Annotated in this window: 22 protein-coding genes and 1 tRNA gene; 7 read left to right on the plus strand and 16 right to left on the minus strand. The window is 67.9% G+C overall.

Features of this window, described 5'->3' with window-relative positions; all coding sequences use genetic code 11:
* Nucleotides 1-921: M48 family metallopeptidase (locus LGM42_RS29430; protein ID WP_226234103.1), on the plus strand; the 921-nt coding region annotated here is incomplete at its 5' end.
* A 3-nt stretch (nucleotides 922-924) separates the two neighbouring features.
* On the opposite strand, the gene LGM42_RS29435 is transcribed toward LGM42_RS29430, so the two are convergent.
* The gene (locus LGM42_RS29435; protein ID WP_059573626.1) at nucleotides 925-1,869 is read right to left on the minus strand and encodes an AraC family transcriptional regulator; all 945 of its coding nucleotides are present in this window, start codon (nucleotides 1,867-1,869) and stop codon (nucleotides 925-927) included.
* 227 nt (nucleotides 1,870-2,096) lie between these two features.
* Here LGM42_RS29435 and LGM42_RS29440 point away from each other — a divergent pair, with 227 nt between their 5' ends.
* Nucleotides 2,097-3,149 carry an NAD(P)-dependent alcohol dehydrogenase gene (locus LGM42_RS29440; protein ID WP_059573625.1) on the plus strand — a complete coding sequence of 351 codons (1,053 nt, stop codon included), beginning with the start codon at nucleotides 2,097-2,099 and terminating at the stop codon, nucleotides 3,147-3,149.
* A gap of 105 nt (nucleotides 3,150-3,254) precedes the next feature.
* Here the strand turns inward: LGM42_RS29440 and LGM42_RS29445 are convergent, their stop codons facing one another.
* From LGM42_RS29445 to gatC, 5 genes are all read right to left on the minus strand, one after another.
* Nucleotides 3,255-4,028 carry an exodeoxyribonuclease III gene (locus LGM42_RS29445; protein WP_059573624.1) on the minus strand — a complete coding sequence of 258 codons (774 nt, stop codon included), beginning with the start codon at nucleotides 4,026-4,028 and terminating at the stop codon, nucleotides 3,255-3,257.
* Nucleotides 4,029-4,069: 41 nt separating this feature from the next.
* Nucleotides 4,070-4,909, minus strand: a complete 840-nt coding sequence (locus LGM42_RS29450; protein ID WP_226234104.1) for a polyphosphate kinase 2 family protein — start codon at nucleotides 4,907-4,909, stop codon at nucleotides 4,070-4,072.
* A gap of 117 nt (nucleotides 4,910-5,026) precedes the next feature.
* Nucleotides 5,027-6,502, minus strand: coding sequence for an Asp-tRNA(Asn)/Glu-tRNA(Gln) amidotransferase subunit GatB (gene gatB, locus LGM42_RS29455; RefSeq protein ID WP_060312261.1), 1,476 nt, complete (start codon nucleotides 6,500-6,502; stop codon nucleotides 5,027-5,029).
* Between the two features lie 4 nt (nucleotides 6,503-6,506).
* Nucleotides 6,507-7,997, minus strand: coding sequence for an Asp-tRNA(Asn)/Glu-tRNA(Gln) amidotransferase subunit GatA (gatA, locus tag LGM42_RS29460; RefSeq protein ID WP_011546474.1), 1,491 nt, complete (start codon nucleotides 7,995-7,997; stop codon nucleotides 6,507-6,509).
* 69 nt (nucleotides 7,998-8,066) lie between these two features.
* The gene (gene gatC, locus LGM42_RS29465; RefSeq protein WP_059573621.1) at nucleotides 8,067-8,366 is read right to left on the minus strand and encodes an Asp-tRNA(Asn)/Glu-tRNA(Gln) amidotransferase subunit GatC; all 300 of its coding nucleotides are present in this window, start codon (nucleotides 8,364-8,366) and stop codon (nucleotides 8,067-8,069) included.
* Between the two features lie 366 nt (nucleotides 8,367-8,732).
* Here gatC and LGM42_RS29470 point away from each other — a divergent pair, with 366 nt between their 5' ends.
* From LGM42_RS29470 to rodA, 5 genes are all read left to right on the plus strand, one after another.
* Nucleotides 8,733-9,776 (plus strand): rod shape-determining protein, encoded by a 1,044-nt coding sequence (locus tag LGM42_RS29470; protein WP_004189550.1) that lies wholly within the window; start codon nucleotides 8,733-8,735, stop codon nucleotides 9,774-9,776.
* A gap of 127 nt (nucleotides 9,777-9,903) precedes the next feature.
* Nucleotides 9,904-10,962 (plus strand): rod shape-determining protein MreC, encoded by a 1,059-nt coding sequence (gene mreC / locus LGM42_RS29475; RefSeq protein ID WP_104011808.1) that lies wholly within the window; start codon nucleotides 9,904-9,906, stop codon nucleotides 10,960-10,962.
* The gene (gene mreD / locus LGM42_RS29480; protein WP_006477476.1) at nucleotides 10,959-11,471 is read left to right on the plus strand and encodes a rod shape-determining protein MreD; all 513 of its coding nucleotides are present in this window, start codon (nucleotides 10,959-10,961) and stop codon (nucleotides 11,469-11,471) included. The genes mreC and mreD overlap by 4 nt, the downstream gene beginning before the upstream one ends.
* A gap of 101 nt (nucleotides 11,472-11,572) precedes the next feature.
* Nucleotides 11,573-13,843, plus strand: coding sequence for a penicillin-binding protein 2 (gene mrdA / locus LGM42_RS29485; protein WP_226234105.1), 2,271 nt, complete (start codon nucleotides 11,573-11,575; stop codon nucleotides 13,841-13,843).
* A gap of 11 nt (nucleotides 13,844-13,854) precedes the next feature.
* Nucleotides 13,855-15,003, plus strand: coding sequence for a rod shape-determining protein RodA (rodA, locus tag LGM42_RS29490; RefSeq protein WP_059573618.1), 1,149 nt, complete (start codon nucleotides 13,855-13,857; stop codon nucleotides 15,001-15,003).
* Nucleotides 15,004-15,088: 85 nt separating this feature from the next.
* Here rodA and LGM42_RS29495 read toward each other — a convergent pair whose 3' ends face one another.
* The 10 genes from LGM42_RS29495 to rsmB all read right to left on the minus strand — a co-directional run bounded on the left by LGM42_RS29495 (nucleotide 15,089) and on the right by rsmB (nucleotide 24,446).
* On the minus strand, nucleotides 15,089-15,835 hold the full coding sequence (locus LGM42_RS29495; RefSeq protein ID WP_226234106.1) for a tetratricopeptide repeat protein: 747 nt from the start codon (nucleotides 15,833-15,835) through the stop codon (nucleotides 15,089-15,091).
* Nucleotides 15,832-16,617: an HpcH/HpaI aldolase family protein gene (locus tag LGM42_RS29500; protein ID WP_226234107.1), complete on the minus strand. Its 786-nt coding sequence runs from the start codon at nucleotides 16,615-16,617 to the stop codon at nucleotides 15,832-15,834. The genes LGM42_RS29495 and LGM42_RS29500 overlap by 4 nt, the downstream gene beginning before the upstream one ends.
* Nucleotides 16,618-16,960: 343 nt before the next feature.
* On the minus strand, nucleotides 16,961-17,413 hold the full coding sequence (gene queD / locus LGM42_RS29505) for a 6-carboxytetrahydropterin synthase QueD (protein WP_059573615.1): 453 nt from the start codon (nucleotides 17,411-17,413) through the stop codon (nucleotides 16,961-16,963).
* Between the two features lie 18 nt (nucleotides 17,414-17,431).
* On the minus strand, nucleotides 17,432-18,064 hold the full coding sequence (queE, locus tag LGM42_RS29510; protein ID WP_226234108.1) for a 7-carboxy-7-deazaguanine synthase: 633 nt from the start codon (nucleotides 18,062-18,064) through the stop codon (nucleotides 17,432-17,434).
* 76 nt (nucleotides 18,065-18,140) lie between these two features.
* Nucleotides 18,141-18,875, minus strand: a complete 735-nt coding sequence (queC, locus tag LGM42_RS29515) for a 7-cyano-7-deazaguanine synthase QueC (RefSeq protein ID WP_226234109.1) — start codon at nucleotides 18,873-18,875, stop codon at nucleotides 18,141-18,143.
* Nucleotides 18,876-19,225: 350 nt separating this feature from the next.
* Nucleotides 19,226-19,301 (minus strand) — tRNA-Phe (locus tag LGM42_RS29520).
* Between the two features lie 60 nt (nucleotides 19,302-19,361).
* The gene (gene esaR, locus LGM42_RS29525) at nucleotides 19,362-20,063 is read right to left on the minus strand and encodes a response regulator transcription factor EsaR (protein WP_226234110.1); all 702 of its coding nucleotides are present in this window, start codon (nucleotides 20,061-20,063) and stop codon (nucleotides 19,362-19,364) included.
* Nucleotides 20,064-22,478: a sensor histidine kinase EsaS gene (gene esaS / locus LGM42_RS29530; protein WP_059573612.1), complete on the minus strand. Its 2,415-nt coding sequence runs from the start codon at nucleotides 22,476-22,478 to the stop codon at nucleotides 20,064-20,066.
* Complete coding sequence (locus tag LGM42_RS29535; protein WP_060312271.1) at nucleotides 22,468-23,058, minus strand: DUF4390 domain-containing protein; 591 nt, start codon at nucleotides 23,056-23,058, stop codon at nucleotides 22,468-22,470. The genes esaS and LGM42_RS29535 overlap by 11 nt, the downstream gene beginning before the upstream one ends.
* On the minus strand, nucleotides 23,055-24,446 hold the full coding sequence (gene rsmB / locus LGM42_RS29540) for a 16S rRNA (cytosine(967)-C(5))-methyltransferase RsmB (protein WP_059573649.1): 1,392 nt from the start codon (nucleotides 24,444-24,446) through the stop codon (nucleotides 23,055-23,057). Before rsmB ends, LGM42_RS29535 begins: the two co-directional genes overlap by 4 nt.
* Nucleotides 24,447-24,600 lie beyond the last annotated feature (154 nt).

Raw genomic sequence — 24,600 nt, forward strand, 5'->3', positions numbered from 1 at the left:
GCGCAGCCCACGCCGCCCGCCGCCGCCACGTCTGCCGCGCCCGCCGCGCCGTCCGCCGCCGAAGGCGCGCAGCCGACCGGCGCCGCGGTGCCGGCGAAGGCCTATACGCCGACGCCGCAGCAGGTCCGCTACGGCAACGCGATCGCGTTCCGCACGCTGATCCCGTCGCCGCTGCTCGAACAGCTCACCGCGAACGAATACGCGCAGATCGTGCAGACGGCCGCCGACAGCAACCGCCTGCTGCCCGCGAACCAGCCGCGCGTGAAGCGCCTGCGTGCGATCGTCGCGAAGCTCGCGCCGTATTCGGTGAAGTGGAACGACCGCGTGAAAAGCTGGGCATGGGACGTCAATGCGATCCGTTCGCGCGACATTCGCCTGACCTGCCTGCCGGGCGGCAAGGTGCTCGTGTACGGCGGCATGCTCGAGCGTGTGCGCCTGAACGACGACGAGCTCGGCGTGCTGCTCGCGCACGGCATCGCGCATGCGCTGCGCGAACACGCGCGCAGCAACTTCGGCGCGACCTCGCAGACGTCGCTGCGCGCGGCCGCGTTGCCGCCGCTGTTCGGCGTCGGCGATCCGCTGCCGCAGGCGTTGAACCTCGGCGAGCGCCTGCAGTCGCTCCACTACGATCCGACCGACGAGACCGAAGCCGACGTGATCGGCGGCGACATCGCTGCCCGCGCGGGCTTCGATCCGCGCGCGGCGATCACGCTGTGGGACAAGCTCGCGGCCGCGACGCGCGCGAACAAGGCGACGGGTTTCATCTACACGCATCCGTACGGCGCCGCGCGCCGCCAGGATCTGCTGAACCGGCTGCCGGACCTGATGCCGCTGTACGCGAAAGCAACGGGCAAGCGCGTCGAATCGCTGCCCGACTACGCGGGCATCAGCGCGCAGCGGCGCAAGGTCGTGCGGCGCTGAGCGCTACGCGTGCGCGTCGGCCATCGCCGGGCGCACGCCGCTGTCACGCATCCAGCGCACCTCGTCGCCGGGGCTGCGGCCGAACAGCCGCTTGAACTCCCGGCTGAACTGCGATGCGCTCGCGTAGCCGACCCGCGCGGCCGCCGCGCCGGCGCCGAGCCCGTCGCGCACCATCATCAGCCGCGCCTGGTGCAACCGCGCGGTCTTCACGTACTGCATCGGCGACGTCGCCGTCACGTGCTTGAACTGCGCGTGGAACACCGCGAGGCTCATCCCGGCTTCGCGTGCGAGCGTCTCGACGTCGAGATCGGCCTTCAGCTCCGCGTGAATGCGCCGCAGCGCCTTCGCGATGCGGCCGAAATGATGCTGCTGCACGAGCGCCGCGCGCATCGCGTCGCCCTGCTCGCCCGTCAGCACGCGATACGCGATCTCGCGCATGATCGCCGGCCCGAGCACGCGCGTGTCGTGCGGCGACGCGAGCGCTTCGAGCAGCCGCACGACTGCATCGGCCAGCGGCGCATCGAGCGGCGTCGAGTACACGCCGAGCGGCTCGCTGACCGCCGCGCCGAGCGTCTCGTCGAGCAGGATCGCGAGCTCGGCGATCACCGCGAGATCGACGCGGATCGAGATCGCGAGAAACGGCTCGTCCGTGCTCGCGAACGTCTCGCATTCGAACGGCAGCGGCACCGACAGCACCAGGTATTGCTGCGCGTCGTACACGAACGAACGGTCGCCGAGATAGCCGAGCTTGCGCCCCTGGCACACGACGATGATGCTCGGCTCGTACAGCACCGGCATGCGCGGCACGGGATGCGTCACACGGATGAAGCGCACGCCGTCGAGCGCCGCAAGCGTGTCGCCCTCGTTCGGCGCGAGGCGCGTGTGCAGCTCGATCATGCGGCGCTGCAGGCGTTCGCCCGCGTCGGCCAAAAGGGGCTGGAAGCTCATCGGCGTGGTCCTGTCCGGCAAGAGAATCTGGCTCGCAATGTAGCACCTTGAACGTATTTTGACGGCCGTTCGCGGCCAATTCGAGAGGAATAGGCAAATCTTCCAGACCTTCGTGTATTTCGCCGCGGCGCCGCGCTCCTTACGATGAGGGCCTGTCTCGCCGCATCGCCACAGGGTGCGGCGGCAGTCTGTTTCGCCGGATGTTTTCCGGACAAGGAGCCCATTGCATGAGCACGACCTATGCCTACGCGGCGACCGATTCGCAATCGCCGCTCGCCCCGTTCGAATTCCAGCGTCGCGCGCTGCGCGACCTCGACGTCCAGATCGACGTCCTCTACTGCGGCGTCTGCCACTCGGATCTTCACCAGGCGCGCAACGAATGGCGCAACACGATCTACCCGGTCGTACCGGGCCATGAAATCGTCGGACGCGTGACCGCGACCGGCCCGCAGGTGTCGCGCTTCAAGGTCGGCGAACTGGTCGGCGTCGGCTGCCTCGTCGATTCGTGCCGCACCTGCGCGAGCTGCGAAGAAGGCCTCGAGCAGTATTGCGAGAACGGCTTCGTCGGCACCTACAACGGTCAGGACCGCGTCACGGGCGACATCACGTACGGCGGCTATTCGACGCAGCTCGTCGTCGACGAGGCGTTCGTGCTGCGCGTGCCGGACACGCTCGACCCGGCCGGCGCCGCGCCGCTCTTGTGCGCGGGGATCACGACCTACTCGCCGCTGCGGCAGTGGAACGTCGGCCCCGGCAAGAAGGTCGGCATCGTCGGCCTCGGCGGCCTCGGCCACATGGGCGTGAAGCTGGCGCGCGCGATGGGCGCGCACGTCGTGCTGTTCACGACGTCGCCGTCGAAGATCGACGACGGCAAGCGGCTCGGCGCGCACGAAGTAGTGATCTCGAAGGACGAAGCGCAGATGAACGCGCACCTGAACAGCTTCGACTTCATCCTGAACACGGTCGCCGCGCAGCACGACCTGAATCCGTTCCTGAACCTGCTGAAGCGCGACGGCACGATGACGCTCGTCGGCGCGCCGGAGCACGACCATCCGTCGCCGCAGGTGTTCAACCTGATCTTCAAGCGCCGCCGCCTCGCGGGTTCGCTGATCGGCGGGATCGCGGAAACGCAGGAAATGCTCGATTTCTGCGCGGAGCACGGGATCACGTCCGACATCGAGACGATTCCGATGCAGCAGATCAACGCCGCTTACGAGCGGATGCTGAAGAGCGACGTGAAGTATCGGTTCGTGATCGACATGGCGTCGCTCAAGCAGTAAGCGCCGCGGCAAACGAAACGGGCCGCCTGTCGGACAGGCGGCCCGTCTTGCGTCCGGCGACCGGACGAATGGCTCGGCGGCTGCGCGCAGGCGCAGCGCCGACCATCACTTCGTATAGTCGTAGTCGATCGTCAGCGGCGCATGGTCGCTGAACTTGATGTCCTTGAAGATCGACGTGCGTTTCGCGGTGCCGGCCACGCCCGGCGTCGCGATCTGGTAATCGATCCGCCACCCGACGTTCTTCGCGTACGCCTGGCCGCGGTTGCTCCACCACGTGTACTGCTCGGGACGCGGGTCGAGCGTGCGGAACACGTCGACGTAGCCGACGTCGTCGAACAGCTTCGTGAGCCACGCGCGCTCTTCCGGCAGGCAGCCCGAGTTCTTCTGGTTGCTCTTCCAGTTCTTGATGTCGATTTCCTTGTGGACGATGTTCACGTCGCCGCACAGGATCACCTCGCGCTTCTTCTTCAGTGCGGCGAGGTGCGGCATGAATTCGGCCATGAAGCGGTACTTCGCCTGCTGGCGCTCCTCGCCGCTCGAGCCGGACGGCACGTACACCGACACGACCGACAGCTTGCCGTAGCGCGCCTCGACGTAGCGCCCTTCGGGATCGAACTCGCTGCTGCCGAAGCCGATGATCACGTCGTCGGGCTCGCGGCGGCTGTACACGCCCGCGCCGCTGTAGCCCTTCTTCTCCGCGTGGTGGAAATAGCTCTTGAAGCCGTGCGGCTCGACGAATTCGGCCGGCAGGTCGTCGGCCGACACCTTGATTTCCTGCACGCACACGCAATCGGCGTTCTGTTCGCCGAGCCAGTCGAAGAAGCCCTTCTTCGCGGCGGAGCGGATGCCGTTCAGGTTGGCGGTAATCACTCGCATCATGTCGGGTTCCGTTCAGTTCGATGTTTTTACAGGGTGGCAGCTTAGCGGATCTTCACGCCTTCGAGCTCGGGCTTCGGCGGCGGGAATTCCAGCTTCATGTCGGTCATCGTGCGCAGCAGCAGCTCGGCGATCATCACGTTGCGGTGCGTCTTCGAGTTCGCCGGGATCACGTACCACGGCGCATGCTCGGCCGAGGTCGCGGCGAGCGCGTCGCGGTACGCGGACTGGTAGGCGTCCCAGTGCTTGCGCGCGTCGAGGTCGGCGATGTCGAATTTCCAGTGCTTGGTCGGATCGTCGATGCGCGCCTGGAGCCGCTCGCGCTGCTCGTCCTTCGAGATGTGCAGGAAGCACTTGACGATGGTCGTGCCGTTCTCGAACAGCATCGTCTCGAAATCGCGGATCTGCCGGTAGCGGCGCTCGCACTCCTTGTCGTCGATCGCGCCGAGCACGCGCGGCACGAGGACGTCCTCGTAGTGGCTGCGGTTGAAGATCGCGAGCTCGCCCGCGGCCGGCACCTGCGCATGCACGCGCCACAGGAAGTCGTGCGCGGCCTCGATCGGCGTCGGCGCCTTGAACGGCACGATGCGCAGGCCGAGCGGATCGACCTCGCGAAACACCGCGCGCACGGTGCCGTCCTTGCCGCTCGTATCCATCCCCTGCAGCACGAGCAGCACGCGCTTCTTCTGCTGCGTGTGCAGGCGCTCCTGCTGCACGTCGAGCTCGGTCGACACGGCCGACAGCCGTTCGCGGTCGGCCTCCTTCGATCCGGACGAAAACGGCTTCGCGGCCGGGTCGAACGCGTCGAGCGTGAATGCGGCGGCTTCCTTCTCGCGCGTGCTGTACGGCACGCGGAAATCGTCGAGCGACGGTTGTTTCGCCATTCGTTCCTCCGTTGGGCGGTGCGATGCATACGATAACGCATCCACCAAATGCGACGGGCCGCCCGAACGCGTTCGGTGCGGCCCGTCGTCAAGCGCGGGTCAGGCGCGCGCGCATGCTCAGCCGAGCTTCTTCTTCAGCAGTTCGTTGACCTGCTGCGGATTGGCCTTGCCCTTCGTCGCCTTCATCGCCTGGCCGATCAGCGCGTTGAACGCCTTTTCCTTGCCCGCGCGGAATTCCTCGACCGACTTCGCGTTCGCCGCGAGCACTTCGTCGATGATCGCTTCCAGCGCGCCGGTGTCGGAGATCTGCTTCAGCCCCTTCGCGTCGATGATGCGATCGGCCGCGCCTTCGTCGGTCGCCTTCTCGTCCCAGATCGTCGCGAAGATTTCCTTCGCGATCTTGTTCGAGATCGTGCCGTCGGCGATGCGCTGCAGCAACAGCGCGAGCTGCGCGGCCGACACCGGAATCGCGTCGATCTCGATGCTGTCGCGGTTCAGCTGCGACGACACGTCGCCCATCAGCCAGTTCGCGGCGATCTTCGCGTTCGCCGCGCCGGCCTTCGCGACCACCGCCTCGAAGTACGCGGCCATCGCCTTGCTCGACGTCAGCACGCCCGCGTCGTACGCGGACACGCCGTATTCGTCGACGAAGCGCTGCTGCATCGCGGCCGGCAGCTCGGGCATGCCGGACTGCACGCGCTCGATCCAGTCCTGGCCGATCACGAGCGGCATCAGGTCGGGATCGGGGAAGTAGCGGTAATCGTGCGCGTCTTCCTTGCTGCGCATCGAACGCGTCTCGCGCTTGTCCGGATCGTACAGGCGCGTTTCCTGCACGACTTCGCCGCCGTCCTCGATCAGCTCGATCTGACGGCGCACTTCGTAATTGATCGCTTCCTCGAGGAAACGGAACGAGTTCAGGTTCTTGATTTCCGCGCGCGTGCCGAACTTCTCCTGGCCGACCGGGCGCACCGACACGTTCGCATCGCAGCGGAACGAGCCTTCCTGCATGTTGCCGTCGCAGATGCCGAGCCACACGACGAGCGCGTGCAGCGCCTTCGCGTACGCGACGGCCTCGGCCGCGCTGCGCATTTCCGGCTCGGTGACGATCTCGAGCAGCGGCGTGCCCGCGCGGTTCAGGTCGATCCCGGTCATCCCGGCGAAGTCTTCATGCAGCGACTTGCCCGCGTCTTCCTCGAGGTGCGCGCGGGTCAGGTTGACCGTCTTCTCGTACGCGGGCTTGCCGGCCTTTTCGTTGGCGGGCACCTGGATCGTGATCCGGCCGCCCTGCACGACCGGAATCTCGTACTGGCTGATCTGATAGCCCTTCGGCAGATCGGGGTAGAAATAATTCTTGCGCGCGAAGATGCTGCGCGGCGCGATGGTCGAGCCGATCGCGAGGCCGAAGCGGATCGCGCGCTCGACCGCGCCGCGGTTCAGCACCGGCAGCACGCCCGGCAGCGCCAGATCGACCGGGCACGCCTGCGTGTTCGGCTCGGCGCCGAACTGCGTGGATGCGCCCGAGAAAATCTTCGAGACGGTCGACAGTTGCGCGTGCGTCTCGAGACCGATGACGACTTCCCACTGAGTAGCCATATGCTTACACCCCCGCCGGAACTTGCTTGTGCCAGTCGGTCGCGCGCTGGAACGCGTCGGCAACCTGCAGCATCCGGGCTTCGTTGAAATAGTTGCCGATGATCTGCAGGCCGACCGGGCGCTTCGCGTTCGCGCCCGCGCCGAAGCCGCACGGCACGCTCATGCCGGGCAGGCCCGCGAGGCTCACCGACAGCGTGTAGATATCCGCGAGATACATCTGCACCGGATCGTCGCCCTTCGCGCCGAGATCCCATGCGACCGTCGGCGACGCCGGGCCCATGATCACGTCGCAGGACTTGAACGCTTCCTGGAAATCGTTCGCGATGATGCGGCGGATCTTCTGCGCCTGCAGGTAGTACGCGTCGTAGTAGCCGTGCGACAGCACGTACGTGCCGACGAGAATCCGGCGCTTCACTTCCGGCCCGAAGCCTTCGGCGCGCGACTTCTTGTACATGTCGAGCAGGTCGCCGTACTGCGCGGCGCGGTGGCCGAAGCGCACGCCGTCGAAACGCGACAGGTTCGACGACGCCTCGGCCGGCGCGATCACGTAGTACACGGGGATCGACAGTTCCGTCTTCGGCAGCGACACCGGCACGAGCGTGGCGCCGAGCGCTTCATATTGCTTGAGCGCCGCATCGATCGTCGCGCGCACGTCGTCGGCGAGGCCGGCGCCGAAATACTCGTTCGGCAGGCCGATGCGCAGGCCGGCGAGCGGCTTGCCCGCGTCGTTGCCGGCCGCCCACGGCTGGCCGAGGTGACGCGTGAAATCTTCGTCGTCGCGCTCGAGGCTCGTCGAGTCGCGCTCGTCGAAGCCGGCCATCGCGTTCAGCAGCAGCGCGCAGTCGGACGCGCTCTGCGCCATCGGGCCGCCCTGGTCGAGCGACGACGCGAACGCGATCATCCCGTAGCGCGACACGCGGCCGTAGGTCGGCTTGATGCCCGTCACGCCCGCGAACGACGCGGGCTGGCGGATCGAGCCGCCGGTGTCGGTGCCGGTCGCGGCCGGCGCGAGGCGCGCGGCGACGGCGGCCGAGCTGCCGCCCGAGCTGCCGCCCGGCACCGCGTTCGTGTCCCACGGGTTCTTCACCGCGCCGAACGCCGAGTTCTCGTTCGACGAGCCCATCGCGAACTCGTCCATGTTGGTCTTGCCGAGCGTGACCATGCCGGCCGCCTGCAGGCGGGCGACGACGGTCGCGTCGAACGGGCTTTCGTAATTCGCGAGCATCTTCGAGCCGGCGGTCGAGCGCCAGCCGCGCGTGACGAACACGTCCTTGTGCGCGATCGGCAGGCCGGTGAGCGCGCCGCCCGCGCCGCGCGCGAGCTCCGCGTCGGCGGCTTTCGCCTGCGCGAGGGTGAGGTCGGCGTCGACGTGGACGAACGCGTTCAGGTCGCGCGCGGCGTCGATCCGTTTCAAATAGTGCTGCGCGAGCTCGACGGCCGAGCATTCCTTGGCGGCGAGCGCGGCGCGCAGTTCGGTCAGGCTTTTTGCGTGCATTGAGTGGTTTTCCTGGGAATTCTGGGTGGCGCGCGGCGCTGGACGGCCGGCGCGCTTGTCATCGAATGCTTACTCGATCACCTTCGGCACGAGATAGAGGCCGTCCTGGACGGCCGGCGCCGGACGCTGGTTGTCGTCGCGATTGACGAGCTCCGTCACGGCGTCGTCGCGCAGGCGCTGCGCGACTGCCTGGATCTGTTCGATCGGGTGGGCGAGCGGCGCGATGCCGGCGGTGTCGACCGCCTGCATCTGCTCGACGAGGCCGAAGAATTCGTTGAGCTGGCCGAGCATGTGCTCGGCGTCGGCGTCGGCCATTTCGAGTCGCGCCAGGTGCGCGATGCGTTTCACATCGGTCAGGGTCAGGGCCATGCGATCACCGGAAAAACAAGGCTGCGCAGTGCATCGAAGCAGCACTGCGGCGGGGGGTTGGAGGGTGCGATCCCACCCTCAAAAATCGGGGCCGAAGCGGCAAAAATACCGCCCGTTTCGATTCAAATACCGTGAAATTATAAGGTATCATTACGCGTTCGACCCAAACCCGGCAGCCTTTTCCCGCACCGTTTCGCCCTGTTTCGGCAAGCCGTGCGTGCTTCGTGCGATCCCCGGTAGACATCACTCGCAGCTTCGTGCGCCGCGGCGGCCGCTTCCGCCACGCTTCCCGAGGCTGTTATTTTTTCCGCTGCCGCCCTCAGCGCTCGCTATGCAGGGCCGGCCCAGAGCGAAACAGGATTCTGAATGTTCGGTTTTTTGCGCAGCTACTTCTCCAACGATCTCGCGATCGACCTCGGCACCGCAAACACCCTGATCTACATGCGCGGCAAGGGCATCGTGCTCGATGAGCCGTCCGTCGTGTCGATCCGCCAGGAAGGCGGCCCCAACGGCAAGAAGACGATCCAGGCGGTCGGCAAGGAAGCCAAGCAGATGCTCGGCAAGGTGCCGGGCAACATCGAGGCGATCCGCCCAATGAAGGACGGCGTGATCGCCGACTTCACCGTCACCGAGCAGATGATCAAGCAGTTCATCAAGACGGCGCACGAGTCGCGCATGTTCTCGCCGTCGCCGCGCATCATCATCTGCGTGCCGTGCGGCTCGACCCAGGTCGAGCGCCGCGCGATCAAGGAAGCGGCGCACGGCGCCGGCGCGTCGCAGGTCTACCTGATCGAGGAGCCGATGGCGGCCGCGATCGGCGCGGGCCTGCCGGTGTCCGAAGCCACCGGCTCGATGGTCGTCGACATCGGCGGCGGCACGACCGAAGTCGGCGTGATCTCGCTCGGCGGCATCGTCTACAAAGGCTCGGTGCGCGTCGGCGGCGACAAGTTCGACGAGGCGATCGTCAACTACATCCGCCGCAACTACGGGATGCTGATCGGCGAACAGACCGCCGAGGCGATCAAGAAGGAAATCGGCTCCGCGTTCCCGGGCTCCGAAGTCAAGGAAATGGAAGTGAAGGGCCGCAACCTGTCGGAAGGCATCCCGCGCAGCTTCACGATCTCCAGCAACGAAATCCTCGAAGCGCTGACCGATCCGCTGAACCAGATCGTGTCGTCGGTGAAGATCGCGCTCGAACAGACGCCGCCGGAACTCGGCGCCGACATCGCCGAGCGCGGGATGATGCTGACGGGCGGCGGCGCGCTACTGCGCGACCTCGATCGCCTGCTCGCGGAAGAAACCGGCCTGCCGGTGCTCGTCGCCGAAGATCCGCTGACCTGCGTCGTACGCGGTTCGGGCATGGCGCTCGAGCGCATGGACAAGCTGGGCAGCATCTTCTCGTACGAGTGATCGCCTAGGCAGTCCCGTTTGATATGACGCACCCGCGGCGTGGCCGGATCGCTCGTTCAGAACGAACCGCCGCGCCGTTTGCGCGTCTGAGCATTATTTAACCGATCACACGCGCCCGGCGCCGACCATGGAATACAGTCCGCCGCCCCTCTTCAAGCAAGGTCCGCCCGCGCTCGCGCGGCTCATCTTCTTCGTCGCCCTCGCCATCGCGCTCCTCGTGTCGGACGCGCGCTTCAGCACGCTCGAAATCGTGCGCGGCGTGCTCGGCACCGTGCTCTACCCGCTGCAACGCGCGGCGCTCGTGCCGCGCGACCTGTTCATGGGCGCGGCCGACATCGCCGTCACCGGCGCGTCGCTGCGCCACGAGAACGACGACCTCCGCAAACGCAACCTGCAACTGTCCACGCAGGCCAACCAGGCCGCGGTGCTTGCGCAGGAGAACATCCATCTGCGCGCGGTGCTCGAGCTGCGCCAGCACATCGCGACGCAATCGACGCCGGTCGAGATCCAGTACGACACGAGCGACCCGTTCACGCAGAAGATCGTGATCGGCCAAGGCTCGCAGCAAGGCATCCAGGACGGCTCGCCCGTCGTCAGCGAGGACGGCGTGGTCGGCCAGGTCACGCGCGTGTTCCCGCTGCAATCCGAAGTCACGCTGGTCACCGACCGCGATCTCGCGATTCCCGTGCAGGTGCTGCGCACCGGCCTGCGCAGCGTGATCTACGGCACGCCGAAGGGCGATTCGCTCGACCTGCGCTTCGTGCCGACGAGCGCGGATCTCGTCGCCGGCGACGAGCTCGTCACGAGCGGCCTCGACGGCGTCTATCCGCCCGGGCTGCCGGTCGCGAAGGTCGTGCGCGTCGACAAGCTCGCCGATACCGCGTTCGCGCGCGTGACCTGCGCACCGGTCGCGGCCGTGCGCGGCGCGCGCCAGATGCTCGTGCTGCATTACCGGAACGACATCCCGCCGCGCCCGGCCGAGCCCGATCCCGCCGCCGAGAAGAACGCGAAGGGCAAGAAGGGCGCGAAAGCCGCCGCAAAGGGCGAGAAGGCCGAGAAAACCGACAAGGCCGACGCGAACGCGAAGCCGGCCGCCGCGGCCCAGCCCGGCGCGAAGCCGGCGCCGGCCCAGCCCGCCGCCGCGCCCGCGAAGCCCGCCGCCGGGCAATCTGGAGCCCAGCGATGAACCGCCCGCAATACATCCTGCAGCCGGTCAATCCGTACTTCATCGTCTTCAGCCTCGCCGCCGCGTTCCTGCTGAACCTGATGCCGTGGGGCCGCCTGCCCGGCGTGCCCGACTTCGTCGCGCTGGTGCTGCTGTTCTGGAACATCCACCAGCCGCGCAAGGTCGGGATGGGTGTCGCGTTCGCGCTCGGCATCCTGATGGACGTGCACGACGCGGGGCTGCTCGGCGAGCATGCGCTCGCCTACACGCTGCTGTCGTACGGCGCGATCACGATCCACCGCCGCGTGCTGTGGATGCCGATCGGCGTGCAGGTGCTGTACGTCACGCCGCTGCTCGTCGCCGCGCAGCTTGTGCCGTTCGTGATCCGCCTGCTGATGGGCGCCGCGTTCCCCGGTTGGCGCTACCTCGTCGACGGTTTCGTCGAAGCCGCGCTGTGGCCGATCGCGAGCCATCTGCTGCTGATGCCGCAACGCCGCCCGGTCGACCCGGACGATACGCGCCCGATCTGAGCCGGACCGACCTTGAATACCCGCCGCCCCCACGCCCGCCGCGCGCCGCGCTCCGGGGCGGCACCTCGCCCTCGCCCGCGCGCGGGCCAGATTGCCAGTAAATGACCGAATTCAACGACACCCAACAGCAGCTCTCGAGGTTCCGCCTGCGCGTCGCGGCGGCGGGCGTGTTCGTGTTCGTCTGCTTCGGGCTGCTCGCGAGCCGTTTCTTCTATCTGCAGTTGATGCAGCACGGCAAATACGCGCTGCAGGCCGAGGAAAACCGCATCTCGGTCGCGCCGATCGTGCCGAACCGCGGGATCATCACCGACCGCAACGGCGTGATCCTCGCGAAGAACTACTCGGCGTACACGCTCGAGATCACGCCGTCGAAGCTCGACGACACACTCGACAACACGATCGACAAGCTGTCGGAGATCGTCCCGATCGACGCACGCGACCGCCGCCGCTTCAAGAAGCTGCAGGAAGACTCGAAGAACTTCGAGAGCCTGCCGATCCGCACGCGGCTCACCGACGCCGAAGTCGCACGCTTCACCGCGCAGCGTTTCCGCTTCCCCGGCGTCGACGTGCGCGCGCGGCTGTTCCGCCAGTACCCGCTCGGCATGACGGCCGCGCACGTGATCGGCTATATCGGCCGGATCTCGAAGCGCGACCAGGATCGCATCGACGCGATGAGCGACGACAACGACAGCGACCAGGAACACTACGATCCGCGTCGCGACGCGAACAACTACAAGGGCACCGACTACATCGGCAAGATCGGCGTCGAGCAGAGCTACGAAACCGAGCTGCACGGGCTCACGGGCTTCGAGGAAGTCGAGGTGACGGCCGGCGGCCGGCCGGTGCGCACGCTGTCGCGCACGCAGGCGACGCCCGGCAACAACCTCGTGCTGTCGCTGGACATCGGGCTGCAGCAGGTCGCCGAGCAGGCGTTCGCCGGCAAGCGCGGCGCGCTCGTCGCGATCGAGCCGAAGACGGGCGACGTGCTCGCGTTCGTGTCGTCGCCGAGCTTCGACCCGAACTCGTTCGTCGACGGCATCGACCAGCAGACCTGGGACGAGCTGAACAACTCGCCCGACAAGCCGCTCCTGAACCGCCCGCTGCACGGCACCTACCCGCCCGGCTCGACGTACAAGCCGTTCATGGCGCTCGCGGGCCTGACGCTCGGCAAGCGCACGCCGGGCTGGGGCTTCCAGGACCCGGGCTACTTCACGTTCGGCGGCCACACGTTCCGCAACGACGTGCGCTCGGGCCAGGGCTGGGTCGACATGAACAAGGCGATCATGGTGTCGAACGACACCTACTTCTACATGCTCGCGCGCGACCTCGGCGTGAACGCGATCGCGAACTTCATGAAGCCGTTCGGCTTCGGCCAGATCACCGGCATCGACATCCAGGGCGAGGCGCGTGGGATCCTGCCGTCGACCGACTGGAAGAAGAAGGCGTTCAAGAAGCCGGCGCAGCAGAAGTGGTTCGACGGCGAGACGATCAGCCTCGGGATCGGCCAGGGATACAACTCGTTCACGATCCTGCAGCTCGCGCACGCGACCGCGACGCTCGCGAACAACGGCGTCGTGATGAAGCCCCACCTCGTGAAGGAAGTCGAGGATCCGATCACGCGCGCGCGCCACCTGACGGTGCCGAAGGAAAGCGACGTGATTCCGCTCAAGGCAGCCGACATCGACGTCGTGAAACGCGGGATGGAGAACGTGATCGAGAACCCGTCCGGTACCGCGTACAAGGTGTTCCGCGGCGCGCAGTACCTCGCCGCCGGCAAGACCGGCACCGCGCAGGTGTTCTCGCTGCAGGGCTCGAACTACAAGGGCCACCTGCTCGCCGAGCACCTGCGCGACCACGCGCTGTTCATCGCGTATGCGCCGGTCGACCACCCGCAGATCGCCGTCGCGCTGGTCGTCGAAAACGGCGGCTGGGGCGCCCAGGCCGCCGGCCCGGTCGCGCGTCGCGTGCTCGACTACTACCTGGTCGAGCGCCAGAACCCGAAGAACGAAGCCGCGGCCGTGGCCGCCGCGGCGTCGGCCACCGAGCCGGTGAGCGCGCCCGTGGTCGGCGACACATCGAAGCCGGCCACGATCGCGGCCGGCTTCACCGCGCTGCCGCAGCCGGTGGTGCCGTCGGCAGCCAGCGCGGCCGACGCGGCGTCGGATGCCTCGGGCGCGGCAGGCGCCAGCGCCACGGCGCCGGCCGACGCGAGCGCCGCGGCGCCGATGGCCGCGAGCCTGCCGCCGATCCGGCGCCCGCACCGCCCGCGCCGGCCCGCCAGCGACGCGCAGCCTGCCGTCGCCGCGCCGCGGGACGACAACCATCGTGCGACGGCCCCCGCGAAAGCGGCGGACGCCGGCACCGCTCATTAACGGAGAAAGGCATGCAATTCGACAAGCGCGCCTGGCTCGACAAGATCAAGCAGATGTTCGCGGGCTTCGACCGCCCGCTCGCCCTCATCGTGTTCCTGCTGCTGTGCGTCGGCATCGTCACGCTGTACAGCGCGTCGATCGACGTGCCGGGCCGCGTCGAGGACCAGTTGCGCAACATCCTGCTGACCTTCGTGCTGATGTGGGTGATCGCGAACATCCCGCCGACCACGCTGATGCGCTTCGCGGTCCCGCTCTACACGTTCGGGGTCACGCTGCTGATCGCCGTCGCGCTGTTCGGGATGACCAAGAAGGGCGCGAAGCGCTGGCTGAACGTCGGCGTCGTGATCCAGCCGTCGGAAATCCTCAAGATCGCGACGCCGCTGATGCTCGCGTGGTACTACCAGCGCCGCGAAGGCGGGCTGCGCTGGTACGACTTCGTCGCGGCGTTCGGGATCCTGATGGTGCCGGTCGGGCTGATCGCGAAGCAGCCCGACCTCGGCACCGGCCTGCTCGTGTTCGCGGCCGGCTTCTTCGTGATCTATCTGGCCGGCCTGTCGTTCAAGCTGATCGTGCCGGTGCTCGTCGCGGGCGTGATCGCGGTCGGCTCGATCGCCGTGTTCGAGGAACGCATCTGCCAGCCCGAAGTGCAGTGGCCGCTGATGCACGACTACCAGAAGCACCGGGTGTGCACGCTGCTCGACCCGACGTCCGACCCGCTCGGCAAGGGCTTCCACACGATCCAGGCGGTGATCGCGATCGGCTCGGGCGGCGTGCTCGGCAAGGGCTACCTGAAAGGCACGCAGGCCCACCTCGAATTCATCCCGGAGAAGCACACCGACTTCATCTTCGCGGTGTTCTCGGAGGAATGGGGGCTCGCCGGCGGGCTCGTGCTGCTGGCGCTGTACATGGCGCTGATCGCGCGCGGCCTCTACATCGCCGCGCAGGGCGCGACACAGTTCGGCCGGCTGCTCGCGGGCTCGCTCACGCTCGCGTTCTTCGTCTACGCGTTCGTCAACATCGGGATGGTGAGCGGCGTGCTGCCGGTCGTCGGCGTGCCGCTGCCGTTCATGAGTTACGGCGGCACCGCGCTCACGACGCTCGGCATCGCGATCGGGATGATCATGAGCGTCGGCCGGCAGCGGCGGCTGATGAAGAGCTGATCGCGCGGCCGGCACCGTACCGCGCAGCACACGCAAACGGCGCCGCGACGCGCCGTTTTGCATCGGGCCCGCCGAATGCGGCCACTTACTGCGGCGGCGCGCGCGGCTTGTCTTGCCCCGCGCCGGCGCCCGATGCCGGCGCCTTCAGCCGCGCGCTCAGCTCCTTGAATTTCAGGCCGGCCGTCTCGTCGCCCTGCGCGGCGGCCGCCGCGTAATACGCCCGCGCGATGTTCAGGTTCTGCGTGACGCCGTCGCCGCCGCGCTCGTAGAACGATGCGGTCACGTACTGCGCGGTGGGCTCGCCGGCGTCGGCGGCCTGCTTGTACCACGTGAACGCCTGCCGGTTGTCGCGCGGCGTGCCGCGCCCGTCGAGAAACTGGTTCGCGAGCGACAGCGCGGCCTGCACGTGCCCCTGCTTCGCGGCCCGCAGGAACCAGCGGTGCGCTTCGGCCGGATTGCGCGCGACGAACTCGCCGTCGTCGAACATCCGGCCGTACACGTACTGCGCATGCGACATGTTCGCTTCCGCCGCGCGCTTCAGCCAGCGCAGCCCTTCGTCGACGTTCGCCGTCACGCCTTCGCCCGTCAGCAGCATCATCGCGTAATTGAACTGCGCGAGGCGATCGCCGCGCTCGGCCGCATCGTGGAACTGCACCAGCGCCGCGCGATAGTCGCCTGCGTTGTAGTCGGCGACCGCCGATTGCGTCTCGCGCGACCGATCGGGCTTCGCTTGCGGCGCGCCCTGCGCGGCGGCCGCCGCCCACACGGCCCACAGGCCGACCATCGCCCCGATTCGCGCGCGCCTGCGGCACGCACCGTCTGCGCCATTCATGACCGTACCTCCTGCAACGCCTGTCGCGTCGCGCGCAACAGCCAGCTCACGTCGGCCGACACCGTGATCATCCGATAGCCGGCCTCGCGGTACTGGCGCGCGGCCGCCGTATCGGCCGCGAAGATGCCGACCGCGACACCCGCCTGCTTGCCGGCCGCGAGCACGCGCGCCATCGCGGTTTCGACGTCCGGATGGCGGATATCGCCGAGATGCCCGAGGCTCGCCGCGAGGTCGGCCGGACCGACGAACAGGCAATCGACGCCCGGCGTCGCCGCGATCCGCTCGACTTCGTCGACGCCGCGCGCCGATTCGACCTGCACGACCACCGCGACTTGCGCATTCGCCGTCTGCAGGTAGTCGCGTCGCATGCCGAACGCCGCCGCGCGCACCATGCCCGCGACGCCGCGCAGCCCGTCGGGCGTTTCGGGCGATGGAAAGCGCGTGAGCCGCACCGCGTGCGCGGCGTCGTCGGGCGTCTCGATACACGGGAACATCAGCGTGCGCGCGCCGGCGTCGAGCGCGCGCTTCACGAGCCACGGCTCGCGCGCCGGCACGCGCACGACCGGCTCGCTCGGCAGGTGCGCGGCGGCGATCGCGCGCAGTTGCGACGCCACGTCGCGACTGTCGTTCGGCGCATGCTCCATGTCGATGCAGAGCCAGTCGTAACCGGCGTGCGCGAGCGCTTCCGCGCCCGAGTCGCTGCCGAGCGACAGCCACAGGCCGTACAGCGGCTCGTCACCGTCGCGCAGGCGTTGTTTGAGGGAATTGGTGAGCGTGCTCATCGATACGGCCTCCGGAGCGGAACGGCAATCGAACGGGACAAGCAACAGGCGAAGCGAAACGCCCGCCGCCGGGCAAGCGAAGCACGGCGGCGGATCGCGCGCCCGAGAACGTGAGTCGGCCCGGGACGGCCGATCTGACAGCGCGGGCCGCGCAATGGGTCACGCGAGCGTTTTTCGGCGCCGCACGACGATCATAGCGCGGCGGGGTGCGCGATGCGGGAACTGACGGGGGAAGCCGTACCGGCGCGGGACTGGCGGCGGCGAGACCGCGGGGGCGTGGGCGCGCGAAAGCGCATCGACGGGCAGCCCGCACCGCACGGCGGGGCTGCCGGGGCAGGCAGGATCAGCGGCCGGGCTGGCGCTCGACGTCGGCCCAGCAGTTCGGCGTTTCGTACAGCCGCACGCGCTCGAGGCGCAGGTTCACGCCGTAGTGCGCGTCGTACACGTTCGCGAGGATGTCGAACGCGATCGCCGCGAGATTCTCGACGGTCGGGATCCGGTCGATCACGACGGTCTTGTGGTCGGCCATCTGCTCGAGGAACGAGCGCACGACCTCGTCACGCGCATAGACCAGGAACGCGTGGTCCCACTTGCTGACGAGGTGCTCCATCGCGAGCGCCTTCACGTCGGCGAAATCCATCACCATGCCGCGGTCGGGCGCCCCTTCCGTATCGACGAGATCGCCGCGCAGCGTGATTTCGAGCACGTAGCGATGGCCGTGCAGGTTCCTGCACTGGCTGCGGTGATCGGGGATGCGGTGGCCCGCGTCGAATTCGAGTTTTCGGGTAATCAGCACGATGTCAAAAGCCGTGGCTCAGGGAATGTTCAGATATTTGTGGGTCTGCATCGACAGCCGCCACTGCGGATGACGCTTGCACCAGTCGATCGCGAGCTTCGTATTGAGATCGCGCGACGGGCCATCCATCGGCTGCACGAGAAAATACTCGAAATCGAGCTTCGCGTAGTCGGCGAGCCGCTGGTTGTCCTGCGGAACGACGACCTTCAGTTCGTTGCCCTTCGTGACGACGAGCGGCGCATCGGCCTTCGGGCTCACGCAGATCCAGTCGATCGATTCGAGCACCGGCAGCGAGCCGTTGGTCTCGATCGCGATCTCGAAGCCGGCCGCATGCAGCGCGTCGACGAGCGGCTGGTCGAGCTGCAGCATCGGCTCGCCGCCCGTGCAGACGACGAAGCGGTGCGCTTCGCCTTCCGGCCACAGGCCCGTGATCGTCGCGACGAGCGCGGCGGCATCCTTGAACTTGCCGCCGTTCTCGCCGTCGGTGCCGACGAAGTCGGTATCGCAGAAGCGGCACACGGCCTCCGCACGGTCCTCTTCGCGGCCCGACCACAGGTTGCAGCCGGCGAACCGGCAGAACACGGCCGGCCGGCCCGCGTTCGCGCCCTCGCCCTGCAACGTGTAGAAAATTTCCTTGACCGCGTAAGTCATCGTGCTTCGTCCGGCTCGCGCCGCTCGTTGTCGATCAGAATCCGTTGTCCATCAAGCGCTGCCCGCGCGAGCCGCGTCACAGCGGCGCTTCGGTCACCCGCTCGCCCTTCAGGTAGGCTTCGTAGCCGCGCTTGCGCAGCTTGCAGGCCGGGCATTCGCCGCAGCCGAAGCCCCAGTCGTGCAGTTCCGCGCGCTCGCCCACGTAGCACGTGTGCGTCTCGACGCGGATCAGTTCGACGAGCGCCTCGCCGCCGAGCTGTTCGGCGAGCTGCCAGGTCTGCGCCTTGTCGAGCCACATCAGCGGCGTCTCGAGCACGATACGCGTACCCATCCCGAGATTCAGCGCGACCTGCAGCGCCTTCATCGTGTCGTCGCGGCAGTCCGGATAGCCCGAAAAATCGGTCTCGCACATCCCGCCGACCAGCACACGCAGCCCGCGGCGATAGGCGATCGCCGCGGCGATCGTCATGAACATCAGGTTGCGGCCCGGCACGAACGTGTTCGGCAGGCCGTTGGCCGTCGTCTCGATTTCGATCGTGCGCGTCATCGCGGTATCGCTGATCGCGCCGAGCACCGACAGGTCGATCATGTGATCGTCGCCGAGCCGGTCCGACCACGCCGGAAACTTGCGCTTCAGCGCTTCGCGCACGCCTTCGCGACACTCGAGTTCGACGCGATGACGCTGGCCGTAATCGAAGCCGAGCGTCTCGACCGTCTGGTAGCGCTCGAGGGCCCATGCCACGCACGTGGCGGAGTCCTGCCCGCCGGAAAACAACACGAGCGCGCCGTCTTTAGCGTCTGTCCGAATCACCGTGATACTCCGTGAATGTGTAGGCTCGCGTCGCACTGCGCCCCGAGGCCGGCTGCCGCCGGGCGGCCGACGCGGCCGGCCTGCGCCGGCTCGACCAGTATAGGCAGCGCGGTTGGCCGCGAATGCGGCGGCGCGCTTATACCGCTCATCGCGCGGCATCGTTGCCGCGCGCCACGGCAGGCGCGCCGCGGGCAGCCTGCCATGCGCATGAAGCGATGCGCTAAGTCATTGAGCGGGCACGGATTTTATCATGCCCCGGCGAATGCTGCCGGGCCCGCCGCCCACGACACGCGATACCCACCACAAACGAAAAACCCCAAGAACCTTCCGATTCTTGGGGTTTTAAATGCTGGTGGCCTGGGACGGAATCGAACCATCGACACGCGGATTTTCAATCCGCTGCTCTACCAACTGAGCTACCGGGCCAACGAAGAATGAAAGTATATCGAGCTATTCGCCCCTGAGCAAGTGCTTTTGCGAAATATTTTACAGCGCGCCTTCGGACGGCTTCTTGCCGAGCTCGACGCCGAGCTGCTTGAGCTTGCGATACAGGTGCGTGCGCTCGAGGCCCGTCTTCTCCGCGACGCGCGTCATGCTGCCGTTCTCGCGCGCGAGGTGATATTCGAAGTACGCTCGCTCGAACGCATCGCGCGCCTCGCGCAGCGGGATGTCGAACGGGATCGCGGCCGTCTGGCCCGCGAGGCCGAGCGCCGACGCCATGTCGTCGCCGAGCGTCGGCAGCGCCGCCGCGGACGCGACCGCCGCCGGCCCCGCGGCCTGCCCGCCGCCCGCCTTCGCCGCCGCGTTCGCGGATACGGGCGCCGCGCCGCGTGCAAGACCATGCTCGACCGATTTCAGCAGCTTCTGCAGCGCGATCGGTTTCTCGAGGAAATCGAGCGCACCGATCTTCGTCGCCTCGACGGCCGTATCGATCGTCGCGTGCCCGGACATCATGATCACGGGCATCGTCAGCAGCCCCTGCGCCGCCCATTCCTTGAGCAGCGTGACGCCGTCGGTATCGGGCATCCAGATATCGAGCAGCACGAGATCGGGCGCCTGCTTCAGCCGGTATTCCCGCGCGGCCTGCGCGTTCTCCGCCGCCTCGACGACATGTCCTTCATCGCTGAGGATCTCCGAGAGCAATTCCCGGATGCCCATTTCATCATCTACCACCAGGATGGTTGCCATTTACGCTGCCTTTGTCTGCTCACTTGCTTTTGTCTTGGCGGGCGTCGCCCCGTCCTGCGCGCCCGGTTCGGCGCCTGGCGTATCGCTCGCCATCTGCAGGAAAAGAATCGACACCTGCGCACCCTCGACGGTCTCGCCGTGCATGCGATTGCGCAGATCGATCCGCGCGCCGTGCTCGTCAACGATTTTCTTGACCGTGGCCAGCCCGAGCCCCGTGCCCTTCGCCTTCGTCGTCACGTAAGGCTCGAACGCGCGGGTCAGGATGCGTGCCGGAAAACCGGGCCCGTTGTCGGACACGGTCAGACGTACCGCGACGCGCGTTTTGCCTTCGGCGTCGGGGTCGCCATATTCTACTGTCTTGGTTTCGATCAACACACGCGGATGCGCGGACTCCGCGACCGAATCCTGCGCATTCTGCAGCAGGTTGTGAATCACCTGGCGCAATTGCGTCGCGTCGCCGCGAATCACCGGCAGCGACGGCGCGAGCTCGGCGACGATCGGGCTCTTGCCTTCGCCGACGCCGTACAGCCCGAGCACCTCGCTCGCCAGGTCGTTCAACTGCAGGTTCGCGAGCACCGCCGGCGGCGTGCGCGCGTACTCGCGGAAATCGTCGACCATCCGCTTCATCGCGGCCACCTGGTTCACGATCATCGTCGCGCCGCGCTTGAGCACGTCCGCGTCGGACGGCGCGAGCTTGTCCGACAGCTTCATCTGCAGCCGCTCGGCCGACAGCTGGATCGGCGTCAGCGGATTCTTGATCTCGTGCGCGAGCCGCCGCGCGACCTCGCCCCACGCGACCGACCGTTGCGCGGAAATCACGTCGGAGATGTCGTCGAACACGACGACGTAACCGGACGTCTGCGGATCGTCGGCCTGCCCCTCGACCGTCGACACGAGCCGCGTGCCGCGCACGAGCAGCGTCAGCGGATCGGTTTCGCCCGGCACCTCGATCGCGAACTGCTGCTGCCAGTGACCGCGATCGCCGCTGCCGCCGTCGGACGCCGCTTCGCGATCGGCGAACGCCTTGCGCACCATCGCGCCGAACCCGGCGGCCACGCCGATCCGGTCGAGCGTCGTGCCGATCAGCGTGTTGAACGGCTGCCGGAAGATCCGCTCGGCGCCGCGATTGGCCGTCGTCAACCGGAACTGGCGGTCGAGCACGAACACGCCGGCCGTCAGGTTCGCGAGGATGCTCTCGAGATACGTCTTCGAATGCTCGAGCGCGATGCGGTTCTTCTCGACCGCGAGCCGCGCCTCGGACAACTGGCGCGTCATCGCGTTGAACGACTGCGTGAGGAAGCCGAGCTCGTCGCGCGTCTTGATCTCGCGCTTCGGCGTGTAGTCGCCTTCCGTGATCTCCTTCGTGCCCTGCGCGAGCAGGAACAGCGGCCGCGCGAGCTGCTGGCCGAGCGCGAGCGCCAGCATCATCGCGATGAAGGTCGCGAGGAACAGCGCGAGCGTCAGCGTGCCGATGTACATCTTGCGCAGGCCGGTGCGGCCAAGCGACTTTTCCTGGTACTCGCGGTACGCGCGCTGCACGGCGTCCGCGTTGTGCGCGAGCCCGGGCGGCACCGGCTGCGTGAGCTGCAGGAACCGCTCCGCCGGCTGCAGCAGCGACGTCGTCGCATCGGGAATCGGCCGCACGACGCGCAGCCGCAGCGCGCCCTTCGCGCCGTGCGCGCGCGGGTCGCCGTCGACTTCGCCCTCGATCGCCGCATACGCGCCGTGTTCGCGCGCCTGGCTCAGCATCAGCGGCGTCGGCAGGTCGTCCGGAATCAGCGCCGCGAAATTGCCCGACGCCTGCGCGACGATGTGCAGGTCGGGCGCCGCGCCGGAGCCGCCGCGGCTCGGCTCGACGATCGTCGCGTCCTGCACGCCGAACTGGTCGCGCAGCCGCAGCAGCGTGAGCGTCGTGCCGTTCGTGTTCGCATCGACGCTCGCGAGCTGGTCGGACATCAGCCGCGCCTTCGTCTGCAGATCGGACAGCGATGCATCGAGCATCCCGCGGCCGAGGTTCAGGCCGGCCGTCAGCGCCGTCTCGACGTTCACGTCGAACCACGACTCGATACTGCGCGACACGAACTGGTACGACACGATGTAGATGATCCCGCCCGGCACCACGCCGACGAGCGCGAAGAACACCGCGAGTTTCGCGAGCAGCCGCGTGCCGAACTTGCCCTTCCTCAGGCGCGCGACGATCATCCCGATCAGCCCGAGCACCACGAGCAGGAACACGAGCGCGACGACGATGTTGGTCGCGTACAGCCACGAGTAGTAGCGGTCGAAGAATTCGGTGTTCGCGCTCGCGGCCGCGAGCAGCACGAGCAGCAGCAGCGCGGTCAGCGCGACGGTCGAGACGATCACGCGGACGAGGAGGCTCTTCCCGCTGGCCGCGCGGCGTACTTTATTTAGCACGTTCGGTCACCGTGAAGTTGAAGCGCTTCCAGTCCGACCCGAGCGTCCAGTCGCGGTTGTTCACGGCATCGACCTGGAACGGCTTCGGCATCAGCGCCGTATCGAGCTGCATCCGCACCGATGCCGTGTAGGTTTCGCCCGCGCGCACCTGGTTGCGATCGATCACGTGCCACGACGTGATGTGCCGGACGACCGCGAGCGCATCCTTCAACGACGGGAAACCGAGCTGCAGGCCGCCCGTCGACACGCGATACTCGCGCGTGAGCGGCTGGAACGACAGGCGGATCGTCTGCGTGACGGACACCGGCTGCTCGTCGAACCAGTACCAGCGCGCGCGGCTCAGCTCGAAGTCGGTCGTGAAGTAGAGCGGGATGCCCTTGTTGACGGCATCCTCGAGGTTCGGATTCAGCTCGAAGTCGAAACGCGCGTCGAGGCTCCAGCCGCTTCCGTCGGCCTGGAGCGACGCGCGCTGCACGGCGATCGATTCGGCATGCGCCGGCCGGACGATGGCCACGCATAGCGTCAACGCAACCAGCAAGACGGCCGCGAGCCGAAAGGGAAAAAGGTGTTTGATCGTCACCGTTTCTGAAACCGCGCGTAGAAAAATCCGTCGTGATCGGTGTTCTGGTCGAGTGCGCCGGCGGCCGCCCGTCCGTGCGCGCCACCCGGCAGCAGCTGGCCGGGGGCGTCCAATCGTACCGCATCTTCACAGGCCGCTTCAAACCAGCGGGCCTGCAATTCGCCTTCTTCGGGGAAGATCGAACAGGTCACGTACAGCAGTTCGCCGCCCGGCTTCACGAGCGGCCACAACGCCGACAGGATGCGGCGCTGCTCCGCGACCAGCGCCGGGATATCGGCCTCGCGGCGCAGCCAGCGGATGTCGGGGTGCCGCCGCACGATGCCGGACGCCGAGCACGGCACGTCGGCCAGGATGCGATCGAACGGGCGCCCGTCGTACCACGCGTCCGGCGCGCCCGCGTCGCCGACGCGCACCTCCGCCGCGAGCGACAGCCGCACGAGATTCTCGCCGATGCGCGCCGCGCGCGTCGCGTCGCTTTCGAGCGCCACGACTTCCGCGTCCGCGAGTTCGAGAATATGGCCCGTCTTGCCGCCGGGCGCCGCGCATGCGTCGAGCACGCGCATGCCGTCGCGCGCGCCGAGCCATTCGGCCGCGAGTTGCGCGCCGGCGTCCTGCACCGACACCACGCCGTCGGCGAATCCCGGAATGCGATCCACCGGCAGCGCCGACGCAAGCCGCACCGCGTGCCGGCCGATCGCGGTCGCGTCGATCCCGCTCGCGCGCAGCGTGTCGAGATACGCGTCGACGCTCGCGCGGCGCGCATTCACGCGCAGCGTCAGCGGCCCCTGACGCTCGCCGGCCGCGAGAATCGCCTGCCACGCGTCGGGCCATGCGCGCTTCACCGCATCGACCCACCATGCGCGGTAGTTCCAGCGCGCGACCGGGTCGTCCTGCATCGCCGCGACGAGCGCGTCGCGCTCGCGCAGGAAACGGCGCAGCACCGCGTTGACCATCCCCTTCGCGAATGCAAATTCGCGCCGCGCACCGATGACGGTGACGGCCTGGTCGACCACCGTGAACGCCGGGTACGCGGCCTCGTCCGCCGGGTCGAGCAGCAGCGCGAATGCGCCGGCGAGCACCGCGTGTACGTGCGCGGGCGGCGCCTTGCTGACGAACCGGCCGATCAGCCAGTCCGCGCTGCCGAGGCGACGCATCGTCCGGTAGGCGACGTCCTGTGTCGCGCCGCGCGCGAGCGCCTGCGCACCGGACGGCATCTGCGCGAACACCGCCGACAGCGCCGCCGGCAATGCGGTGCCGCGCCGCACCGCATCGACCGCCTGCGCGGCCGCGTCGAGCGCGAAGCCGAGCGAATCGGGCGCCAGATGCAGCGCGGCCAGGCGCGCCGGGCGGCCGGAAGGAGTCGAAGCGGAAGAACGGGGTCGTGTCATCGGTGCGGAATCGGCAAACAGGCGCGGCAAACAAATGCGGCAAACGGCGGGATCGCAGCCGCCAGACGGCCTGGCGACCCCAAACCGCGCATTGTAGCGTGCGGCCATGCCGCCCCTTTGGCCCCTTTACGGCGCACGCAAATGAAACACCCCG

Origin of the sequence: Burkholderia sp. AU39826, from assembly GCF_020419965.1 — a bacterium.
GTDB lineage: Bacteria > Pseudomonadota > Gammaproteobacteria > Burkholderiales > Burkholderiaceae > Burkholderia > Burkholderia semiarida.